The 21,687-nt window shown below is 66.1% G+C and carries 18 protein-coding genes; 10 read left to right on the top strand and 8 right to left on the bottom strand.

Translation table 11 applies throughout. The annotated features are described in order from the left end of the window. Nucleotides 1–9: 9 nt before the first annotated feature. From VSR68_RS18920 to VSR68_RS18935, 4 genes are all read right to left on the bottom strand, one after another. Nucleotides 10–963 (bottom strand): DUF1839 family protein, encoded by a 954-nt coding sequence (locus VSR68_RS18920; protein WP_342941320.1) that lies wholly within the window; start codon nt 961–963, stop codon nt 10–12. 86 nt (nt 964–1,049) lie between these two features. Continuing rightward, complete coding sequence (locus VSR68_RS18925; RefSeq protein WP_342941277.1) at nt 1,050–2,081, bottom strand: amino acid--[acyl-carrier-protein] ligase; 1,032 nt, start codon at nt 2,079–2,081, stop codon at nt 1,050–1,052. A gap of 1 nt (nt 2,082) precedes the next feature. Further along, a complete protein-coding gene (locus VSR68_RS18930) occupies nt 2,083–3,363 on the bottom strand; it encodes an acyl-CoA dehydrogenase family protein (RefSeq protein ID WP_342941278.1) in 1,281 nt (426 codons plus the stop codon). After that, nucleotides 3,360–3,611 carry an acyl carrier protein gene (locus VSR68_RS18935; RefSeq protein WP_152762274.1) on the bottom strand — a complete coding sequence of 84 codons (252 nt, stop codon included), beginning with the start codon at nt 3,609–3,611 and terminating at the stop codon, nt 3,360–3,362. The genes VSR68_RS18930 and VSR68_RS18935 overlap by 4 nt, the downstream gene beginning before the upstream one ends. Nucleotides 3,612–3,871: 260 nt before the next feature. Between VSR68_RS18935 and VSR68_RS18940 the strand changes: the two genes are divergently transcribed. Genes VSR68_RS18940 through VSR68_RS18955 form a run of 4 tightly spaced genes read left to right on the top strand, consistent with a single transcriptional unit; the run spans nt 3,872 to nt 8,347 of the window. Beyond that, the gene (locus tag VSR68_RS18940) at nt 3,872–4,405 is read left to right on the top strand and encodes a GNAT family N-acetyltransferase (RefSeq protein WP_342941321.1); all 534 of its coding nucleotides are present in this window, start codon (nt 3,872–3,874) and stop codon (nt 4,403–4,405) included. After that, nucleotides 4,405–6,015, top strand: coding sequence for a hypothetical protein (locus VSR68_RS18945; RefSeq protein WP_342941279.1), 1,611 nt, complete (start codon nt 4,405–4,407; stop codon nt 6,013–6,015). Before VSR68_RS18940 ends, VSR68_RS18945 begins: the two co-directional genes overlap by 1 nt. Then, nucleotides 6,012–7,196, top strand: a complete 1,185-nt coding sequence (locus VSR68_RS18950; RefSeq protein WP_342941280.1) for a glycosyltransferase family 4 protein — start codon at nt 6,012–6,014, stop codon at nt 7,194–7,196. The genes VSR68_RS18945 and VSR68_RS18950 overlap by 4 nt, the downstream gene beginning before the upstream one ends. Next, on the top strand, nt 7,193–8,347 hold the full coding sequence (locus VSR68_RS18955; RefSeq protein WP_342941281.1) for a glycosyltransferase family 4 protein: 1,155 nt from the start codon (nt 7,193–7,195) through the stop codon (nt 8,345–8,347). Before VSR68_RS18950 ends, VSR68_RS18955 begins: the two co-directional genes overlap by 4 nt. Before the next feature lie 82 nt (nt 8,348–8,429). On the opposite strand, the gene VSR68_RS18960 is transcribed toward VSR68_RS18955, so the two are convergent. From VSR68_RS18960 to VSR68_RS18975, 4 genes are all read right to left on the bottom strand, one after another. Continuing rightward, nucleotides 8,430–9,581, bottom strand: a complete 1,152-nt coding sequence (locus VSR68_RS18960) for an acyltransferase (RefSeq protein ID WP_342941282.1) — start codon at nt 9,579–9,581, stop codon at nt 8,430–8,432. A gap of 289 nt (nt 9,582–9,870) precedes the next feature. Continuing rightward, nucleotides 9,871–11,421, bottom strand: a complete 1,551-nt coding sequence (locus tag VSR68_RS18965; RefSeq protein WP_342941283.1) for a flippase — start codon at nt 11,419–11,421, stop codon at nt 9,871–9,873. Between the two features lie 17 nt (nt 11,422–11,438). Beyond that, nucleotides 11,439–12,725: a glycosyltransferase family 9 protein gene (locus VSR68_RS18970; protein ID WP_342941284.1), complete on the bottom strand. Its 1,287-nt coding sequence runs from the start codon at nt 12,723–12,725 to the stop codon at nt 11,439–11,441. Between the two features lie 157 nt (nt 12,726–12,882). Continuing rightward, on the bottom strand, nt 12,883–14,502 hold the full coding sequence (locus VSR68_RS18975; protein ID WP_342941285.1) for a hypothetical protein: 1,620 nt from the start codon (nt 14,500–14,502) through the stop codon (nt 12,883–12,885). Between the two features lie 400 nt (nt 14,503–14,902). Between VSR68_RS18975 and VSR68_RS18980 the strand changes: the two genes are divergently transcribed. From VSR68_RS18980 to lepB, 6 genes are all read left to right on the top strand, one after another. Beyond that, a complete protein-coding gene (locus tag VSR68_RS18980; protein WP_342941286.1) occupies nt 14,903–16,795 on the top strand; it encodes an alpha/beta hydrolase in 1,893 nt (630 codons plus the stop codon). Continuing rightward, entirely contained in the window at nt 16,792–17,643 is an 852-nt protein-coding gene (locus tag VSR68_RS18985) for a class I SAM-dependent methyltransferase (protein WP_342941287.1), read from the top strand. The genes VSR68_RS18980 and VSR68_RS18985 overlap by 4 nt, the downstream gene beginning before the upstream one ends. A gap of 526 nt (nt 17,644–18,169) precedes the next feature. After that, nucleotides 18,170–18,703, top strand: coding sequence for a flavin reductase family protein (locus VSR68_RS18990; RefSeq protein ID WP_342941288.1), 534 nt, complete (start codon nt 18,170–18,172; stop codon nt 18,701–18,703). A 363-nt stretch (nt 18,704–19,066) separates the two neighbouring features. Further along, nucleotides 19,067–19,780: a FadR/GntR family transcriptional regulator gene (locus VSR68_RS18995; RefSeq protein WP_342941322.1), complete on the top strand. Its 714-nt coding sequence runs from the start codon at nt 19,067–19,069 to the stop codon at nt 19,778–19,780. A 108-nt stretch (nt 19,781–19,888) separates the two neighbouring features. Then, complete coding sequence (locus VSR68_RS19000) at nt 19,889–20,893, top strand: Gfo/Idh/MocA family oxidoreductase (protein WP_342941289.1); 1,005 nt, start codon at nt 19,889–19,891, stop codon at nt 20,891–20,893. A gap of 98 nt (nt 20,894–20,991) precedes the next feature. Then, on the top strand, nt 20,992–21,684 hold the full coding sequence (lepB, locus tag VSR68_RS19005; RefSeq protein ID WP_342941290.1) for a signal peptidase I: 693 nt from the start codon (nt 20,992–20,994) through the stop codon (nt 21,682–21,684). Nucleotides 21,685–21,687: the final 3 nt, after the last annotated feature.

Below are 21,687 nucleotides of genomic sequence, written 5' to 3' on the forward strand. Positions count from 1 at the left end.
CGGCAGCCGCTACAGCGTCAGCGACGCAAGCGGCGGGATGGTCTGCTCGTAAGCGGCTTCGAGCACGTCGAAGCAGTCGTCGCAGGTGTCGCGGCGGCCCCGCGCCATCGCGCGCACGAGGCGGAACTGCATCACCATCGCTTCCGAGGCGATCCTCTGCGCCGATGCCGCAATCGGCTGAGGAATCTCGAAGCCTTGCGCCGACAGCCAGATCAGATACTTCGACAGGAACTCGAAGTTCGCGCCGAGCTGCCGCATCAGGTTGAACGAATACGGATGGAAGAAGGGCTCGCCGCGCTCGAGCAGCATCTCGAGATGCGCGGGGAACGCCTTGCGCCATTCGCTGACGGGATTGCGCAGCGGCCTGCGCGCCAGATGCGCGCGCAGCAGTTCCGCCGATGCATGCGCGAGCGCCATGCCTTCCAGCGCGGGCCGCGCCTGCTTGGCGAACTCGACATACGGGAACAGATAGTCGGGCTGTCCCGCGAACTGCGGCAGCTTGCGGAACACGCCGTCGTAGTCCTCGCCGTCGAGCGTGTGATAGCCCGTGTTGTGGAAGTAGCCGAGACGGCGCGCGGCGGGATCGATATGGTCGATGCCGACCGTCGTCTTCGGATGCTCGCGGCGATACGACGTGGCGCGCGTATTCGGCAGATAGTAGCCGTCGACTTCGACGAGCACCGTATGGCCCCGCAGCGTCTGCGCGAACACGCGGTCTTCGAGCGAATCGTAGATGGCCAGCTCCTGCACCTGCGTGCCGTACAGGCGCTCGATGTCTTCGAGCGGAAACTTGAAGAACGTGAACTGGTCGCCTTCGAAGTCCTGCGTGACCGTGAACGCGAACGCGGCGCGCGGATCGAGGCCGAAGCCGTGCAGCAGCTCGATCCACAGGTCGATGTAGCAGTTCGTTTCCTGCCATACGCGCTCGCCCTGATGCAGCGCATGCGACGCGTGGCTGCGCATCGGCCGGGGCGCATCGGAGGCGCCCGCGACGGCACCTGTTGCAGCGCCCGTGGCAATCGCCGTCAGCGCGGACGTGACGGGTGGATTCATGCGCGCGCTCCCGCAAGACCCTGTTCGATCCGCGCCTTCGTGTCGCCCCACAAAAGCGCGCGCACGTCGTCGGGCCACGCGTTCACGTCGAGTCCGTGATGACGGAAGAGGGCGAGCGTGATGCGCTCCATGCCGAAGCCCACGCATCCCGTATGCGCGACCGAGCCGTCTTCGCACTCGATCTTCCAGATCGCGCCGAAGTGGTCCATGTGATAGTTGAACGACAGGCAGGCCGTCTTGCTGTCGGGATTCGCGACGGGAATCAGCAGTTCGAATTTCAACGCCTGCGCGCGCTGGCTGTCCGCGATGATCTTGCCGCCGCGTCCGAAGAACGGATCGTTGGCGAGATCGACGTCGACGGGCAACTGGAGCAGCGAAACCAGCAGCGAGCCGCGCTCGATCCACATCTGGCGGAACGCCATCACCTGTTGCGCGTCGCCGAGGCGCACGTACTCGCGCTGGCGGAACATCTGCATGCGCGCGGGATCGAGCGACGGCTCATGGCGGAAGCAGTACGACAGCACGTCGATCGTGCGGCCGCCGGCGGGCAGCGGGCCGCGCCGCGCCATCACGGGATAGATCGGATAGCACGCGGCGGGCGTCAGCACGACGCGCGTCGGCTTTTGCTGTGACATCCATTCGGTGTCGCGGTCGTCGTCGCTTTCCTTCATCGCGTCGTCGAGACAGCGCAACAGGCGCTGCTGGCCCCCTTCCGTGCCGCAGAACGAATGGATCGTGCCCGCCAGATTCGGAAAGCTCTTCAGATACTCGCTGTCTTCGAAGTCCGTGCGGCGCATCGCGGGCGGAAAGCGCAGCACTTCGGGGTCCTGATCGGCGCCCAGATGCGTGATCGCCGCATTCAACCGCTCGACGACATCTTCGAACACCTGGCTGCGGCCATACAGGCCGTTTTCGCCCGTATCGATCAGAATGCCGCTCGCGAGAAGACGCTCACGCAGCGTCGGGTCGGCGCCCGCGGACTGCGCATCGGAGGCGGCGAGCGCGGCCGTATCGGTCATCGTGTTCATCTCAGGCCCTCCCCGGTGCGGCGGGACGCTGCGCCAGCAGCAGGCTCGCCGTGTTCATCGCGATGCGGTCGTTGTTGATCATCAGCGGCGCGGAATGCAAGTCGCGCAGATGCCGCCCGACGCTGTACTCGGTGCCGTTCTTGTAGCCCGCCATCCCGCAGATCAGCAGCACTTCCTGCACGACCTGGAGGGCCGTCGTCGAAATGCTGGTCTTGAGCGTGTTCATGTCGGACGCGAAGCCGAGCATCGCGGACAGCGGCGCATCTGCCTGGCATGCGCCGAGCTTCGTCTGATGCGCGGCGCGCGCGGCGTCGAGCGCGACCGAGAGGCGCGCCTGCATCATCTGCAGCAGCCCGACGGCTTGCGCGAGGCGCACGCCCGACGGCGGCACGAAACCGGGCTTGCCGCGCGTCTGTGCGCGGAAGAACGCCTTCGCGCGGTTCACGGCGTCGGCGGCGATGCCCGTCCACACGGAGGCCCACAGCGTGTGCGAGACGGGCAGCATCGTCTGGTCGGCGATGATCGCGAAGGGCGTCGGCAGAATCTGTCCGGCGACGCCCGTGGAGACCAGACGGAAGCCCTCGCTGCACGTGCCGCGCATGCCCATCGAGTCCCATCCGCCGCGCTTTTCGAGCTGCGTTTCGTCGCGCAGCGTGACGATCATCACCTGATCCGATGCCGCCGATTCCGCGGTGCGGCGCGCCGTCACGAGAATCACGTCGGCCTGTGCGCCATACGAGATGGTGGGTGCGAGCTTCTCGATGCGGAACATGTCGCCATCGATTTCGACCGCGCACGCACTCGTGCGCAGATTGCCGCCGATCGTCTCTTCCGACGTCGCGGACGCGAGCAGCCACTGCTTTTCGACAAGCTGCATCAGCAGATCGCGATGCCACGCCGATTCGCTGCCGTGCTCCTCGATGCACGCGACCTGGATCTGATGCATCGCGTAGATCATCCCCGTCGACGCGCAGCCTTGCGCAAGGATCTCGCAGATGGCTGCCACGTCGGCGAGCGACAGCCCGGCGCCGCCGAAGCGCGCGGGCACCATCGCGGACAACAGACGTTCGCGCCGGAGCACCTCGAATGCCTCGACGGGAAAGCGCGCTTCGCTATCGACGGAGTCGGCGTGCTGCGCCGCGACTTGCGCGGCGCGCTGCGCGGCGGCGCGCCAGGCCGGTTCCGGTTCGATTGCGACGAGCGCGGCCGCTGCGTCCACCTGGGGCGTGTCGGCTGCTTCGGCCGCGGCTGCGGATTCTGCCTGCATCAGCGGCGCATTCATGCTGCCGCCTTTGCGAGTTGCAGTTCGGTGACGGCAGCGGCCAGCGAATCGATGCTGGAAAAGAGACGGCGCGTGAGCATGCGATCCGGAATCTCGATGCCGAATTCGTCTTCGATCGCGAGCATCAGGTGGACGGTCGCGAGCGACGAGAGGCCTGCTGCATAGAGGTCCGCGTCGTCGGCAAGCGTGTCGGCGGGTACGTCGAGCCGTGCCGATTCGGAAAGAATGCGTCGCAGTGCTGTTTTCATGAACGGAGCCCCTCAGAGTGTTTTGGCGAGAGCGGGTTGCTTCGAATCCGGCGACGCGTGCGCGCTTGCATGCACCTGTGACACCTGGTCAGCGAGGGGCGCGCGCGGGACGGACCAGTGCGCCGGTTGTCCGCATTTAACGGATTGCGACGCAGCAACGTCGGTGCGCTGGCGCACGGAAACACAAGGGTCCGCAGCGTACTGTGTCGTCGTGGCAACGGGCTTGACGGCCGCCCGAAACGTTCTGGGGAAACGTAATGATGAACTGGAAAACACTCGAGTTCGAACAGTTCACTGCGCGCGAACTTTATCTGGTCATGCGCGCGCGCAGTGCAGTGTTCGTCGTCGAGCAGGCGCACGTCTGTCTCGATGCGGACGGCCACGACGAGAACGCCTTGCATGTGTTCGCCGTGGACGACATGTCGCGTCCGATGCCCGTGCTCGCGTATGCGCGTCTGCGTCCGGGCGACGACGAAGACCCCGAAGTGGTGATCGACAAGATCATGACGAGCCCGAGGCGGCGCGGAGACGGCACGGCCGAGATGCTCATCGAGCGCGCGTTGCAGGCCGTTGCGCAGCGCTGGCCGGGGCGTGCCGTGCGGGTGACGGCGCCCGAGGGGCTCAAGTGCTTTTACGAGCAGTTCGGCTTCAGAAAGACAGAAGGGCCGTTCCTCGAGCACGGCGCGCCGCACATCGGCCTGTCGTACAGCCATCGTCAGAAGCAGACGCAATCGGGCGACGCTCGCCGCGCGCGGCACGGCGTTGCGTTCGGCAGCACGTTCGAGCTGCTGTAATGGCGATGTCGCCACCGACGACGCGCCGCGCTCCCGGCGTGCCGCGCGAGGCGCCGCGTTCCCCGCAAAGGCGGGCGCCCGCGCGCGTTCGCTCGCCGCGCAAGACGGTGCTGGTGCCCGTCGCCCTGTTCGTGTTCAGCATCGTGCTGATCGCCGTGCATCTGGCGCGGCCCGTCGAGTTTCTGTTCCCGCTTGGCTCGCTGGCGATCGCGTATTGGCTGTATCGCAAGTCGCCGCCGCATTACGTGGGATTCGTCTGCTGGCTGTTCTTTCTTTCGCCGTGGATCCGGCGCCTCGCCGATTTCGTCAACGGCTCGTTCAGCGACAAGAGCATCATCATGATGGCGCCGCTGCTCGCGGTGGCGCTGTGCGGACTGTCGCTGATCACGAGCGCGAATACGCTCGGCCAGCGCCGCAACGCGCCGTTGATCCTGATCGTGATCGGGCTCACGTACGGCTTCATTGTCGGCATCGCGCAGACGGGCTTCGGGCCCGCCGTCTACACGCTGGTCAACTGGCTGTTTCCGCCGCTGGTGGCGTTCTATCTCAACGTCACCTGGCAGCACTACCCGGACTATCAGCGCGTGCTGCTCAGAACGGCCATCTATGGCGGACTCGTGATGGGCGTCTACGGCGTGATCCAGTACGTCGCCGTGCCGCCGTGGGACCTGTTCTGGATCATCTCGGTGAAGATCTCGTCGTTCGGCAACCCCGTGCCTTACGGCTTGCGCATATGGAGCACGATGAATTCGCCGGGCACGTTCGCCGTCACGATCATGTACCTGCTGCAGATATCGCTTGCTTCGAGCGAGTTCGTGCGGATTCCCATGATGCTGTCCGCCGGGTCCGCGCTGCTGTTCACGTCGGTGCGCAGCTGTTGGGGCGGCCTCGTGATCGGGCTGGTCTATCCCGTCGCGATGCTCGACGGCAGGAGCCGCCTGAAGCTGCTCTGCGCAGTCGTCGGCGTCGCCGCGCTGTGCTCGCCCGTGATGATGTTCGACCAGGTCTCGGACGGCGTGCTCAAACGCATGCAGACGATGAGCGACATCAGCAACGACAACAGCTTCCAGTCGCGCCAGATGCTTTACGAAGCCTGGCTGTCGACGGCGTTCTCGAACATCTCCGGCGACGGTCTCGGTTCGACCGGGCTGGGCACCAAGCTTTCATCCGATCCCGTCAAGGCGGCATCGCCTGCCGGAACGATCGACAGCGGCATTCTCGAAGTGCCCACGGTGCTCGGCTGGCCCGGCTCGCTGCTTTATGTCGGCGGCATTCTGATGCTGATGTGGCGGGCGTTTCTTGCGAGCATCGTGCGCTCGAAAGACCGTCTCGCGATCTGCGGGGCAGGCGTCTCGCTCGCGATCTTCGCGATGATGACGATGACGAACACGCTGATAGGCGTGACGGGCATGTTCTATTTCATCGGCGTGATGCTGCCTGTGATCGGTCTGCGTCACGCGCGCCGAACGGCGCACGCGGCCAAAAAGGCGGCCGCGCGGACGCCCGCACCTGTAGCGCCGGCCCAGGCGATGGCGCGCAGCGTACGCACGCAGGCACAGCGCGCGCCGCTGCAGGGTGGCGCGACACCTCTGTACAAGGTGAGGCTATGAGGATTCTGATCGTGACCCACGTCGTCGCGAAGAACGACGGCCAGGGGCGCGTCAACTACGAGATCGCACGCGCGGCGCTGGCGGCGGGCCATGCCGTCACGCTGCTCGCGACGAACGTTGCGCCGGAACTGAAGACGCTTGCGCGCTGCGTGCCCGTGCCCGAAGCGCGCGTGCCGACGCGGCTCTTGCGATACCAGTGGTTCGCATGGCAGACCGCGCGCTGGATTCGCGCGCATCGCGACGAATTCGACATCGTGCATGTCAACGGCTTCATCACGTGGGCGCGCGCCGACGTCAATTCGGTTCACTTCGTTCACGACGGCTGGTATCGCAGCGGCTACTACCCGTTTCGCTTCCGGCGCCGTCCATACGACGCGTATCAGGTCGCGTTCACGCGGCTGAATGCGCTGCTCGAAGCGCATGCGTTTCGCCGTGCGCGGGTGGTCGTTCCCGTGTCGGAAAAAGTTCGCTGCGAGCTGCAAAGATGCGGCCTCGGCGATGCGCAGATGCACGTCATTCACAACGGTGTCGATATCGACGAATTCGCGCCGGGTACAAGCGAGCGCGAGCGCCTGGGCTTGCCGTCCGATGTGTTCATGCTGCTGTTCGCCGGCGATCTACGCATCTCGCGAAAGAATCTCGATACCGTCTTGCGCGCGCTCGCGTCGATGCCGGCGCGCGTGCATCTGCTCGTCGCGGGCGACGCGCGCGGCAGCGCGTATCCGCGCATGGCGGAAGCGCTCGGTATCGCCCAACGCGTGCATTTCGCCGGCTTCGTGAAGGACATGCCCGCGCTGATGCGCTCCGTCGATGCGTTCGTGTTTCCATCGCGCTACGAGGCGATGAGCCTCGCGCTGCTCGAAGCGCTGGCGTCGGCGTTGCCCGTCGTGACCGCGCGCACGGCGGGCGGCGCGGAAGTGATCGGGCCGCACTGCGGCGTCGTGCTCGACGATCCCGACGACGCCGTTGCGTTGACGCGTGCCGTCGGGCAACTCGTCGACGGACACGATCGCGCGCGACAGATGGGGCAGGCCGCGCGCGAGCTGGCGACATCGCTCAGCTGGTCCGCGATGGCCGCGCGCTATCTGTCGCTCTACGAACGTCTGGGCGCATCGCGCGAGGCCGCGCCGCAGCCGCAAGCGGAACGGGCGGAATGCCCGGCAGCGGCGGCGGACTCATGAGCGGCCCGATCGATTCGTTGCAGATCGGCATGCATTGGTTCGCGGAGCGGCCGGGCGGTCTCGACCGCATGTTCGTCGAACTGGTGGAGTCGCTGCCCGCGCAAGGCGTCAGCGTGCGCGGGCTGGTGGCGGGCAGCGATGCCGTCGCGTCGTCGTCGGGCGGGCACGTGCAGTCGTTCGCGGCGCCCGAGTCGCGTCTTGCGCCGCGTCTGTGGCGCGCGCGCAAGGTGTCGTCGCAATTGAATCGCGCGCGCAGACCGGATGTGGTGGCGACGCATTTCGCGTTGTACGCGGCGCCGACGGCGGGCGTGTTCAACAACGTGCCGCGCGTCGTGCACTTTCATGGGCCGTGGGCCGACGAGACGGTGCCCCAAGGCGGCAGCGCGTGGGCACGCGGCGCGCGCCGCTCGGTCGAGCGTTTCGTGTATCGCGGCGGCACGCGGCATATCGTGTTGTCGAAGGCGTTCGGCGACATCCTGCACACGCGCTATGGCGTGCGCGAAGACCGCATTCGCGTGGTGCCGGGCTGCGTCGACATCGCGCGCTTCGACACGGGTGTGACGCGCGCGAGCGCGCGTGCCGTGCTCGGGCTGCCGCACGACCGGCGCATTCTCTTTTGCGTGCGCCGGCTGGTGTGGCGCATGGGCATCGAGGATCTGATCGACTCGATGTTCCTCGTGGTTCAGAAGGCACCCGACGTGATACTCGCGATCGCCGGGCGCGGTCCGCTCGAAGCGACGCTGAAGGCACGCGTGGCGGCGCGCGGACTGGAGCGCAACGTGCGCTTTGCCGGTTTCGTGCCGGACATGGAGTTGCCGCTCTGGTACGCCGCCGCCGACATGAGCGTCGTACCCACGGTCGCGCTCGAAGGCTTCGGCCTGACGACGATCGAATCGCTCGCGAGCGGGACGCCCGTGCTCGTGACGCCTGTCGGTGGACTGCCCGAGGCTGTGGCGCCGTTGTCGCCAGATCTGGTGTTTTCGTCGGCCGGGTTCAACGCGATCGGCGCGGGACTCATCGAGGCGCTGCGCGGCGCGCGCACGCTGCCCGATGCCGACGCCTGCCGCGCGTATGCGCGCGCGCGCTTCGATCGAGGTGTCGTCGCATCGCAGGTCGCGCAGGTCTATCGGGAAGCGATCGACAACTTCTGATTGTTCATCGCCGCCTCGCGCGATTCGCATGCGAGCGGCGCGAGGCCGCGTGCATCTCGGCGTCGTTCCCGAGTCGCGCGTTTCAGTCCTGACGCGCGAAGTATTCCGGGCTTTGCGTCGTGCGCAGTCTTGCTGCCCAGCGGTTGAACGCGTCGCGAGCGGGCACTTCGATGAAGCGATAGGTCAGCCCCGAGACGGCGATCAGCACGACCACATACGCGAGCAGCACGGCTGCACCCATCGCGGGCCCCCACGCGCCACGCACGACATAGCCGAACGCGCAGATGAGGGGCGGGTGCATCAGATAGATCGAGTAGGAACGCTGCCCGAGCATCTGCGCGGCGCGCGTCTTGAGCGTGCTCGCCGCCCAGCCTCGATCCGATGAAAGCGAAAGGATCAGCAGCGTGAACACGAGCGGCAGCAGAAGGGCGATCGCGGGGGCATCGGCGAGGCACGCGAACACGACGACCGTCGCGGCGAGCGCGATGCCTTGCAGCCTGTTCGCATGCGAGGCCGCGTAGCGCGAGAGATGAAACGCCGCGCATCCCATGAAGAACGAAGCGATGCAACGCGCGAAGCCGAAGTCGTAGGTGACGTCGAGACATCGCGTCTTCGCGATGCAATCGTGCCACGCGATGCTGGCCCAGCAGGTGACGGCATACGCGAGCACGCTCAGCACGGCCATCGCCACGAGCCGCGCGCGCGTCGGCAGCGCGATGCACACGCCCGCGAACACCAGGTACGTGTAGAACTCGGTGCTGATGCTCCAGCTCGCGTAGTTGAGGATCGCATGATCGAACATGCCGAGGCCGTGCGTCATCGTCAGCGTGGTGAATATCTCGGCCACCGACGGCATCGTGTAGTCGAACGCCGCCGGATTTCTGAACATGCCCTGATGTCCGAACGCAACGAGTAGCTGCTTCGCCAGCACGTAGGCGTTGGGCAGCAGCACGTAGATCAGCGTGGAAAAGACGAGCAGCGGAAAGAGCCGCCCGAAGCGGCGGATCACGAAGGTCCAGAAGTCGGCGCCGTCGTTCAGGCGGCTCTCGTAGGACGAGCAGATCACGAATCCGCTCAGCACGAAGAACAGATCGACGAACAGATAGCCATGCCGGATGAAGCCGGGATAGGGCAGGCCGAAGTTGTCGAAGAGGCTGAAGTGATAGAGCGCGACCAGCAGCGCGGCGAGCCCGCGAGCGCCTTCGAATGAATCGATCGTTGCATGTTTGCGCATGACTGCCCCGTAACGAATGGCCCGTATTCACGACCGGTTGCGGCATGATCCGGCGCCCGGATGGCACCCGGATGGCGACCAGATGGCGACCCGGGCCGCGAGCCCGCGATACCTCTGGAGCGATGGGTACATGGGCGAATGTCCAGCGATTGCTGCCACTGTGCACGATCGTGCGGCAAGAATCTGTGCGCGCCACCACATCTGCGTTGCCCGTGGTTCGCGCGCTTCGGATGCAGCAATGCCGGGCCGCTACAACATTGGCTTGCCGCTGTTCGGCGGCGCGGAGGGCTTACTGGCGCGCGACGGGTTCGCCGGCGCTCGCGGGCGGCGGCGTCGCGCTCGCGGATAGGCCGGCGTCGAACGCCGAACGCGCGCGAAAGCGCTTCGACACGATGTGCCGCACCTCGTGCACGGCGCGCTTGCGCCACGCCGGTTCGGCATGCAGCGCCCATGCGAGCGATGCCACGACCATCGCGAACCAGCACACATGGCGCGCGATCGACATCGGCGGAAATACGGTGGCGGCGATGAACGCTCCCGTGACGAGCAGCGTCGGCAGCACGAGGTAGCGCGCGAGACCGCCGCCCAGTTTCGCGGCCCGGAACAGCAGCACGGTCTCCGCGATGTAGCGCAACGTCCATGAACATGCCGCGCCGACCAGGCCGAAGTGATGCAGCGTCCACCAGAGCAGCGCCACCAGCGGCGCGGCCTGCAGCGTATGGAACCACGCGACGATACCGGGCCGGCCGCTTGCCGCCAGATGGCTGCCGGGTATGTGCGCGAGCGCGTTTGCCCACACGCCGATCAGAATGATTTCGCCGATCGACGTCGTGCGCGCAGCGAAGTCGTGGCCGACCCACAGCGTGATGAACGGCTGCATCAGGAAGATGCCGAATACGATGGGCGGCGTGATCAGCACGCACAATGCGTGCGTCGCGCGCACGGCGAGCTCGACGGCATCGTGTGCCGGCAACGCGGACAGGCGCGGGAACAGCGTGCGCGAAAAGACGGCGGGCAGGATCTTCGCGCGGGTCGCGAGATTGAACGGCACCTGATACCACGCGACGGGTTGCGGTCCCAGAATGCTGCCGATCATCAGCCGGTCGGCGGAGTCCAGCAGCGGACTCAGAAAATTGCTGACCATGATGGCCGCGCCATACGAAAACAGCGGCTTCAGATGACGCCGCTGCGGCGGGGCGTCGAAGCGCAGCGGAAACACGCGGATCGCGACGAAGAGCAGAATCAGCAGCGACACGCCGCTGCCGAGCATGGCCGCGCGGATCACGTACTGCAATTGCGGCGCGATCAGCAGCGCGGCAAGCAGCGGGACGGTCTGGAAGATCAGCACGCCCGCGAATTGCGCGGCATTCAGCGGTCCGAACTGCTCGCGGCCGCCGAGCGCGCCGACGAACACGGAGGTCAGCGTCGCGATGGGAATCGCGCACGCGATGAACGGCAGTGACTCGGTGACTTCTGCGCTGATCGACGGCGCGATATGGAAGTGCGCGAACAGAAAGCTCCCGGCGAAGTACAGAATGATGCCGCCGAGCGTGCCGAACAGCGCGTTGAGGACGAGAGCCGTCCAGAACACGGACTCCCGCTCGTGCGCGGACGCTTCGGAAAGCTGTGCGATGCGGTTGGCCGTCGCCGTCGACAGCCCGAAGTCGAAGTAGCCGAAATAGCCCTGCAAGGTCCAGACGATGGCGAGCACGCCGTAACGCTCCGCGCCGATGTGCTTCAGGTAGAGGGGCACCGTGATCAGCGAAACGATGATCGGCAGCGCGCCGCCGAGCAGGTTGGCGATGCCGTTACGCTTCAGACTGGGTTTCGAAGATTGCATTGAGGGTTCGACGTGCTTCAGTTGAGGCCGATCGACAGCCGGTCGGCACGACAGGAGACGGCGTGCGCAGCGATCTTGTCCAGAATGGCCTGCGCGACGCGCTCGACGCTCGGCCAACCGGACATGTGCCCATACGACACAGCGTTCTCGGGCCCGACGCTGCCGTAAGGCGCGGAGTAACCCCATACGCCGTCGTGCCCGCGCGCGTCGCCGAAGGGCCCGCCGAGCACCGCGACAGTCGGCCGCCTGAACGCCGCCGCCGCGTGCAGCAGCATCGATGGGTTCGTGACCACGACGTCGGCCTGCTCGGCGAGCGCGAAGGTCGCGCGCAGCGGCGTCTGGCCCGCGAGCGAGCGGATACTCGGCGCCGCGCCGCTGTGCTCGATCACGGTTTGCGCGCAAGACTTTTCCGCCGCGCCGCCGACGATGACGATATCGCTGCCGCCCGCATCGGCGAGCGCCCGCGACACGCGGCCAAGCGCCTCGCCCAGCGCCTCGGGCGCCCAGCTCTTGTCGGGCAGGCCCGCCGCGCATCCGACGAGGAGCCGCACGGGGCGACGGCCCGCGACGGCGCCCGTGCGCCACACGTGAGCCGCCTGGACCCGCTCGAAGTCGGTCAGATACAGTTGCGGCCTCGCCTCGGGCAGGTCGCGCGCGCCGAGCAACTCGGCTTGCGCGAGCGCCGCACGCGACACATGGACCATCGGCGAAAACCGGATATGGTCGTGACAGCCGCTCCAGCCGCCGCGATAGCCGCGCACGCCGATCCGATATCGAACGCCGAGGCGCAGCATCAGCAGCAGGCCGAACTGACTGCCGAGCACGTCGATGCCCACGTCGAAGCCGCCGCGCTCGCGCGCCGCGCGCACCTGCGCCGAATCGCGGATGAAACGCAGCGCTGCGCCCATCGACTGGTCGGGCATGATCTTGTTGTGCCACGGGGCGTCGAGTTCGAGGATTTCATCGACGAACGGATTGTTTTCGACAATCGCGCGCCCCCAGCGCCCGATGCCCGCCACAAGGTGGGCATTGGGAAAACGCCGTCGCAAGGCTTCGAAGATGGGCGTCGTCGTCAGCAGGTCGCCGAGATCGTTTGGCCGCAGCACCAGAATGCTGCGGGGCGCTTCATTGCGCGAGCCGATGGGCTGCGGACCCAGTCGGCCCGCAACCCAAAGCGGCAGTTCGGCGAGCGAGCCCTTCCACCCCATCGTGATGCTCCCTTTCGCGTTGTCGTTCGCGTCGTGTATTGGCTGACGGCAGCCCGGCAGGCCGTGTTCGCGCCGCCGTCCGTCGATTGCGCGCATTGCCGTGGATTGTGCGGCCCCGTCGCCCGGCGTTCTGTGCTGGAGCCAACCAAGCCGCCGAGTTTTGCGCGCGCCGCCGCGCGACGGATGTTTGCGATTCGATGCAGTGGTGCTGGCCGACGTCGGCTGGTGCGGACGATGCAGGCGATGCGGCCGTTTAATTGCCGAACCGGGCGATGCCGATTCCGAAGAAGTCGGCCGACGCAGCGGGCTTGCCGCGCTGCCTGACGAGTTCGCTGCCCACTACGTTCGGTACGCCATCGGCGTCTTGCCAGGCGCCGACGAGCCAGACGCGCGGATGCGTCGCCAGCAGCGCATCGATCTGCGTCCGGTCGCTCTCGATCGCCGCCGGCGCACCCTTGTTGCTGCCGAGATAGGGACGCTTGAGGCCGAGCGCCGGATAACGCGCGGGGACGGCTGCAAGTTCGAACGAGGTGTCGAGATTTCGTGCGTAGTAGTGCAATCCGACTTCCATCTCGTTCGGATAGAGCAGCACGGCATCGCCGGCACGCACGTTATCGCGCAGATAGCGCACGGCGCCGCGCAGGTCTTCCGTCGGCGCGCGGTAATAGCCGACGCACTGCACGAGGCCCAGCGCGATCAGCACGGCCAGCAGGCCATGCCGCAGGCCCGGCGACGGGATGGCCCCGAACAGTCCCAGCGACACCACGAAAAGAAAGAGCGGCGCCATCCACGCGAACGTGCGCGTGATGAAGACAGGCGTGAACAGCCAGGAGATCGTAAAGATGCACAGCACGGGCAAGAGCAGCATCGACGCGACGTAGATCGCCAGGCCGCGGTTGTTGCGGACCATGCTGAGCCACGCGAGCACGGCGACGGCTGCGGCGGGGATGAACGCGTACTTGCCTCCCGCCGCGAGCGTATAAGGCCAGATGAGCATCTTCGGCGAGATCGTCACCCAGAACGCAGAGGCGACCGTGCGGCTTTCGATCAGCAGGATCGGCACGCACGGGCTCCATACGAGCAGGCTGAGCGCGAGCGAGCCCGTCGCGAGCAACAGGTCCACGCGTCGGTAGCGGGAGAACAGCATGATTGCGGCAAAGCTCGCGACCGAGTTGCTGAAGATGATGAAGGGGCTCGTGTTGTGCAGCCACAGCACGATGCCGCCCGCGATCCCCGACAGCACCGCGAGGCGCACGCCATGTTCGACGCGCGCGCGTTCGCGCCGCGCGTCGAACACGCGGCGCAGCATGCTTGCGGTCAGCAGGATCAGCAGCGTGCAGAACAGCGTCTGGAGCGCATACGGACGCGCCTGCTGCGCGTATTCGATGTTGCCTTCGTTGACGGCGAGCAGCACGGCGGCCGCGATGCCGACGCTTTCGTACCGCTTCGGCAGCCGCAGCAGACGCGGCGCGAAGGCCGTCAGCGCAACCGTGACGACGCTCGCCAGCACCGACAGCGAACGCATGCCGGCTTCGGATGTGCCTGCCCAGGCGGTCCACAGTTTCAGCAGCGAGTAGTAGAAGGGCGGATGAGTTTCGTAAGCCGGCGTCTTCGTCCACAGATCCGTCCACGACAGATGGGCGAACCAGTAGCTGTAGGCCTCGTCCATCCAGATCGAGCGGCCCGAGAGCGTCGGAAGGCGAAGCAGCAGCGCAAGCGCGACGACGCCCGCGACGGCGAATGGAAACCATCCGGCGGCGCGTGCGCGCATGACGTTCGCGTGCGGCGCGGTCGCGGCGGGCGCCATGCTTGCCGTCCGCGCGCCGCCGTCGGCGCTGCCCGCGCGGTCCTGCGTGGTTTCCATCTGCCTCATGTGCCGCGCCCGTGTCGAGAATCGAAAAGGTGCCCGTCGCAGACAGGCGGGTCGGGCATCGGTTGCACGATTCTGCCAGCCGCGCACCGCGGCGTTTGTGCGTCCGCGCACCGTCGATGCTCACAGTGCCCGCTCGCACCGGCGCGTTTCATGAGCCAGTCTGGCTGGTCGGCGTCACGGGATCGCAGGTTCCGCTCCGAGGCTCGCTGCGCGCGTTTTGTGCATCGCACGGCAGTGTGGGTCGGCGTACAGATTCGTCGGGTCGGGATTGTTTAAATCACGGGCAACGTCGAGGATGCCGCTCTTCGTTTCGTTCAATCAGCAAAGCCGCGCAGCTTGCCGTCGATGTGACAGCGTGGGTTGCGGCGGTCAGGCGTGAACCTCGCGTTCAGGGACTTCGATGACACCTGTCGTTTTCGACGACTGTTTCGGCTGGCTCCATCCGGCGCAGGGGCGGCACGGTGTCGTGTTGTGCAACCCGTTCGGCTACGACGCGCTGTGTACGCATCGCGGATGGCGCGCGCTGGCGCAGCGGCTGTCGGCGGCGGGCATGCCGGTGCTGCGCTTCGACTATCCGGGCGCGGGCGACTCGGCGGGCGTGGAAGAGGACGTGGGACGCATCGATGCATGGATCGCCAGCATCGCCAGTGCCGTGCGATGCCTGCGCGAGCGCACAGGTGTCGAGCGCGTGTCGCTGTGCGGGCTGAGGCTCGGCGCGACGCTGGCCGCGCTCGCCGCGCAGCGGATCGGCGATATCGACGGGCTCGCGATGCTGTCGCCCGTGGTGCTGGGCAAGAGCTATATCCGCGAGCTGCGCGCGCACCGTCAGGGCTGGCTCAGCACGCCGGCGGGCATCAACGCGGTGCCGATTCCCGATAACGCCGCATATGTCGAAGCGTTCGGCTTCGGGCTGCATGGCGACGACATCATGCAGCTTGCCGCAGTGGATCTGCGCAACGATACGCGCGCGCCTGCGAGACGCGTGCTGATTTTCGAATCGAGCGACCGCGCGCGGCTCGCCGCGCTCGCGCAGCACTACGTCGCGCATGGCGTCGAAGTCGAGCGTCAGCCGTTCGAAGAGGCCGACCGGTTTCTGATCGAGGCGTTGTACAGCGTCGAGCCCGTTCACGCGTTTGCAGCCGTCACGATGTGGCTCGCGGCGGGCGGCAGCGCCGAGCGGCACGATGCGGGCGTTGCGTCCGTTGCACACGCGGATCGAGCCGCTGCATGCGAAGGAAATGCCGCGCGCGGCGACGCGCTGATGTTGCGGCTCACGCGCGAAGGCGCGAGCGAATATCCCGTCGTGTTCGGCGATTATTTCGGCATCCATTGCAAACCGGATGTGCCGCGCGCCGATGCGCCCGCCGTGCTGTTCGTCAACACGGGCGCGAGCCACCATATCGGCGATGGCCGCATCTTCGTGCTGTTCGCGCGGCTGCTTGCCGCGCAGGGCATCGCGTCGCTGCGCATGGATCTGGGCGGACTCGGCGACAGTTCGCCCACCGCGCCGCACGTCGATCTGGACACAATTTACGCGGACCAGTCCGCGATCGACGCGATGGCGGGCGCCGACTGGCTGATCGCGCAGGGCCACGCGCGCATCGTCGCGTTCGGCGTGTGCGGCGGCGCGTTCGTGAGTCTGCATGCGTGCGCGCGGCATCCGCAGATCGTCGGCTGCTATGGCGTGAACCTGCAGAAATTCATCTGGGACGGCATCGAGCTGACGGAGGCGACGGCGGGCCTCGCACCCTCTGCGGTATTGCGCCGCTCGGCGCTGAGCCTCGACAAATGGCAGCGTGTGCTGCGCGGCGAGAGCTCGCTGATGCGCGTGATACGCGGTCTGTCGACGCGCCTCGCGCGCAGCGCGGGTCTGCGCGCCGCCGAATGGGTCAGGTCTTGCACGGGCATCTCGCTGTCGAAGAACGACGTACACGATCTGATGCAGAAGCTGCATGACAAGGGCGCCAATGTCCGGCTCGCGTATGGCGAGTTCGATCTTGGAATAGAAGAACTCAAGATCCAGTTCGGCTCGGGGCTGCGCGCATTGCGGCGCTACCCGGGTGTACGAACGACGACCTTGCCGCGGCTCGATCACGCGCTCTTCACGCGCGAAGCACGCGAGGCCGCGATCACGGGGGCGAACCACTGGTTGTTCGATAGCTTTGTCGAGGCATCCGCCGTGCGTGGGCGTTCGGGCTCTACGCCGCGAGACGACGCGAAGGGCGACAGGGCTGCAGCCGCGGTGTCGGTTCCGACGCCGCACGGAACCTATTCTGACGGAGTGAGTTCATGACCTTGGGACTTCCAATGGATCGCATCAACCAGCAGGCGTGGAATTCACGCGATGCATGGCGCGAATTCAACACGGAGAAAACCTGGAGCGACCTCGGCGAAGAGGCCGCATTCGCCTGGCTCGCCACCGAATGCGCGGGACAGCCGCTGCTCGATATCGGCATCGGCGCGGGCCGCACGGTGCCGCTGATGCGGGAAATCTCGACGAACTATGTGGGCATCGACTACACCGCCAAGCTGCTCGAGCAGTCGCAGCGGCGCTTTCCTGGCGTCGATCTCCGGCTGATGGACGCGCGCAACATGGCGGCGCTGCCGTCCGATCACTTCGCGTTGTGCGCGTTCAGCTGGAACGGCATCGATTGCGTCGACTATGAAGACCGCGAGCGCATTCTGCGCGAGATGTACCGCGTGACGAAGCCGGGCGGCCTGGTGCTGTTCTCGAGTCACAATCGCGAAGGCCCTGGCTTTCACGAGAGTCCGCGCAAGCTGCTGCCGCGCTTTTCGATCAACCCTGCGCGATTCGGCTGGCGGGTATTGCGCGCGATGCATCAGTTGCCGCAGGCCGTTTACAACTACCGCCGCAACGTGAAGCTGCACCGCGACTTCGAAGGCTATTCGATCAAGACGGCCGCCGCGCATTACTTCGGCATTGTGATCGTCTATACGACGCTGCGTGAGCAACGGCGGCAGCTCAGGCAGATCGGGTTCGACATCGATGCCGTGTTCAATAGCTGCGACGGCCAGTCCATTCCCGATGAGGCGCAGACCAGCGATGCCTGGTGGTTTCACTTCATCGCCCGCAAGCCGTCGAGGTCGGCGCCGGTACCAGACACGCAGCCGGCGGCATGACGGATGCGTCTGCGTGACGCCGTGCGCAAGCGGCGTCACGCCAGAGCGAGCGGGTTCGCGTCCACGCCCGCGACTCGAATGCACGATTCGAATCCCACGAGTCAAACGCCTATCCACGGGGCAAGTTTCGGCATCTGATCGCCGCTCACCCACGTATCACCTGTCGGCGCGTGCGACGACAACGACGGCGCCCGTCCCGCAATGTGATGTATCGAACAGCGGTCTCGCGCGCGGGTCGCTAGTATCGGCGTGCCGTCATGTGCTCGTGGCGCACGACGTCACGCGCCGACGTCGCTCGACGAAGTTGCCCGACGACGTTGCCCGACGACGTTGCGCTGGCGCATTGCAGGGACGCGTATTCGCCGCAATACAGTCACGATCGGCCAATTCGTCAGGCTACGTGTGCTCACGAACAGTGAAACGTGTTCACGGTTGGTTCAATGGTTGCATGCTGCGCAGCGTAGTGTCGAAGCGTCGCGTCGCGCGCGGACGATGAACGAGGTTTGGCATGGAGCGAGGATCGCAGATGAACGCCAGAAGGCTCCCCGTCGACGCCATAGACGTTGCACGCGCACCGGTCTTCGACGAGCGCCGCTTTCGCCATGCCCTCGGCCGCTTTGCAACAGGCGTCGTCGTGATATCGAGCGGCTGCGGTGAATCTTTGCATGCGATGACGGCCAACGCGTTCATGTCGGGCTCGCTGAATCCGCCGCTGATCGTCGTGTCCGTCGGCGCGCGCGCGCGGATGCACGACAGGTTGATGGACGACACGCACTTCGGCGTCAGCGTGCTGTCGAATGACCAGGAACCGCACAGCCGCCATTTCGCGGGCGAACCGCAGACGTGGCTCGTGCCCTGTTTCGCCGCCGTCGACGGACTGCCTGGCGTGATGCTGCTGGAGAGCGCGGTTGCACGTTTTGCAGCCCGCATCGTCGACCGGCATCCGTGCGGCGACCACACGTTGTTCATCGGTGAAGTACTGGTTTTCTCGCTCGACGAACAGGCGCCGCTGGTGTTTTTCGGCGGACGCTATGCGTCGGTGGCGAACGGACGTTGTTGATGGTGGAGTGAGCGGAAGCGGATTGTGCGCTGCGATTGGCTGGCTGCGGGCATTTGCATGCGGACTGCTAATTGATGCGATCGGCGACGACGTAATCAGATAACGGGTGGATGGCGGACAAATGCTTGCCGGCCTTTCTTCAGTGCAATTTTTCCCCGTTGCGCACGCTGTTGCGATGCGCTGCTCGCCGTCGCTTCACGACGCGTTACACGAAAGAAACAATTCATCGGAGGGAATACCCTGTCAAGGTGATTCCCGACTGGCGTATCAAGATAAAGCGACGCAACGTAGTCAGAAGATGACACGAGGGCCCGTGATCAACTTATCGCAGGCGAGAAACGCCTCATCGGGGAGAAGAGCATGATGGAGCAAACCAATAAAGAACGATCCTTGGTCAGCAAGGTCATGGACGGGCTCGTGACCGGGATCGTCGAAGAAAAATACGGCGCGGTGCTCCCACCGCAAGACGTATTGTCGAAGGAATTCGACGTGAGCCGGACGGTGATGCGCGAGGCGCTGTCGATGCTGCTCGCGCGGCACATGCTCGACGTGCGGCCGAAGATCGGTACGCGCATACGCCCGATGCACGACTGGCGCATGATCGACGAGGACGTCGTGAACTGGCGCTTTCGCGCGAAGCCCGATCCGATGTTTCTGCGCGACGTGATCGAGTTTCGCGTGCTGATCGAGCCGCGCGCCGCGGCGCAGGCGGCGACGCGCGGCAACGCGTCGGACATCGCCGCGATCCGCGATGCGTTCGAGGCGTTCCGCACCAGCCCGCCCGGCGAGCCCGGCCATCAGACGGCCGACGAAGCGCTGCATACGCGCATCGTCGTCGCGAGCGGCAACCAGTTCTTCCAGCAGATGGCGGCCATCATTCGCGGCGCGCTGTCGGCGCTCAAGCCGCTCGTCGAGCAGCCGCCGGGCGCATGGGAAGAAACGGTGAAGTTGCATTCGCGCGTCGTCGAGGCGATCGAGCGGCACGATGCGAAGGAAGCGGAAGCGGCGTCGATGGCGGTGATCGACTATTCGATGAGCCGCTTGAGCCTGGCGATGCCCGACGCGCAGACGGAATAGATCGCAAGCAGGATTCCGCCAGGCCGCAAGCGCCTGTCCGGCGAAGTGGGAGACGACATCGGCGACAATGTCGGCTGTCACTCACCGATCAGGATTTTCTTGCGACCGATGAACAACGCAGCCACGCACGACCCGTCCGCACATCACGCAACGATCCGCTGGGGCATCGTGGGCGCAGGGCGCATCGCCCACCGCTTCGCGCAGAGCCTCGCGCACGTCCCGAACACGCGCCTCGCGGCCGTATGGTCGCGCCGTCGCGCGCCCGCCGACGCGTTCGCGCAGCAGCATGGCGGCGAAGCGGCCGAGAGCTTCGCCGCGCTGCTTCGAAGCGGAATCGACGCACTCTATATCGCGACGATGCAGGACAGCCACGCGCATTACGCGTGCGTCGCGCTCGAAGCCGGTATCCACGTGCTGTGCGAAAAACCCGCGACAGTGAATGCGGCGCAACTCGCGCGCGTGATCGACAGCGCGCGCGCTTCGCAGCGGCTCTTCATGGAAGCGATGAAGCCGCCGTTCTATCCGCTCTATCTGAAACTGCGCGAGCATCTTTGCGCCGATCCCATCGGCGAAATCGGCCTTGTGCGCGCGGGCTGCTCGGTGCCCGGCGTGCCCGGCGATCATCCGTCGCTGTCGTTCGAACAGGCGGGCGGCGCGCTGCTCGATATCGGCATCTACGAGATGTTTCTCGCCGTCGACTGGCTCGGCGCGCCGCTCGACGTGCAGACGCTGGGACGGCTCGGACCCACGGGCGTCGATACGTTCGCGAGCCTCAACAGCCGGCACGAAAAGGGCATCGCGCAGCTCTTTTGCGGGCTCGACCTGTTCGGCAAGGGCGATGCGTTTATCGCGGGCACGCGCGGCAACGTGACGATTCACGAGAACTGGTGGAATCCGGCGCGCGCGACGGTCCGTTATGTCGACGGACGCGTCGTCGAACTCGACGCGCCGTTCGAAGGCGGCGGCCTCAACTACGAGACGCAGCACTTCTGCGACCTGATTCGCGGCGGGCAGCTCGAAAGCCCGATCATGACGCACGCGAAGTCGCACCAGATGATCTCGATGGCCGATGCGGCGCGCGCGGCGCTGGGGCTGACGTTTCCCTGCGAGTGAAACCGCCGGCACGGCATGCGCGGTGGTAGGATCAGCGCGGACCGGATTCCCCGGTCCGCTTTCGTTTTCCTTCAGGTATCGTGGAAAGGAGCGCGATCATGCGCATGCTGGTCCGGCTGTGGCGCGAGAACAAGAGTCTCGTCGCGTTTATTGTTTTGATGGTGCTGTTCCGCAGCGCGATCGCCGACTGGAACGTCGTGCCGAGCGGCTCGATGCTGCCGACGATACGCGAGGGCGACCGCATCCTCGTCGACAAGATGGCCTACGATCTGCGCATTCCGCTCACGCATATCGCGCTCGTGCATCTGCACGATCCGCAGCGCGGCGACATCGTGACGATCGATTCGTCGGCGGCGCACGAGCTGATCGTGAAGCGGCTGATCGGCCTGCCCGGCGATACCGTCGAGATGCGCGACAACGTGCTGTATGTGAACGGCGTGCGCGCGAGCTATCAGCCGCTCGCGCTCGCGCCGCTGCCCGGCGACACCGTGTCGCCCGGCGATTATCTGACCGAGCGTTTCGCGGGCTTCTCGCACGTCGTCCGGCTCTCGGAACTCGCGCCGAGTCCGCGCAGCTCGTTCGGCCCGGTGACGGTGCCGCCCGGCGAGTATCTGATGCTCGGCGACAATCGCGACGACAGCGCGGACTCGCGCTACTTCGGCTTTTTTCCGCGTAACGAGCTGATGGGGCGCACGCGCCGCGTCGCGTATTCGCTAGATCCCGACCATTACTACAAGCCGCGTTTCGACCGCTTCGGCGTGCGGCTCGATGCGTTGGCGGCCGTGCGGTGACGC

Source organism: Paraburkholderia phymatum, from assembly GCF_038900715.1.
Lineage (GTDB): Bacteria > Pseudomonadota > Gammaproteobacteria > Burkholderiales > Burkholderiaceae > Paraburkholderia > Paraburkholderia phymatum_A.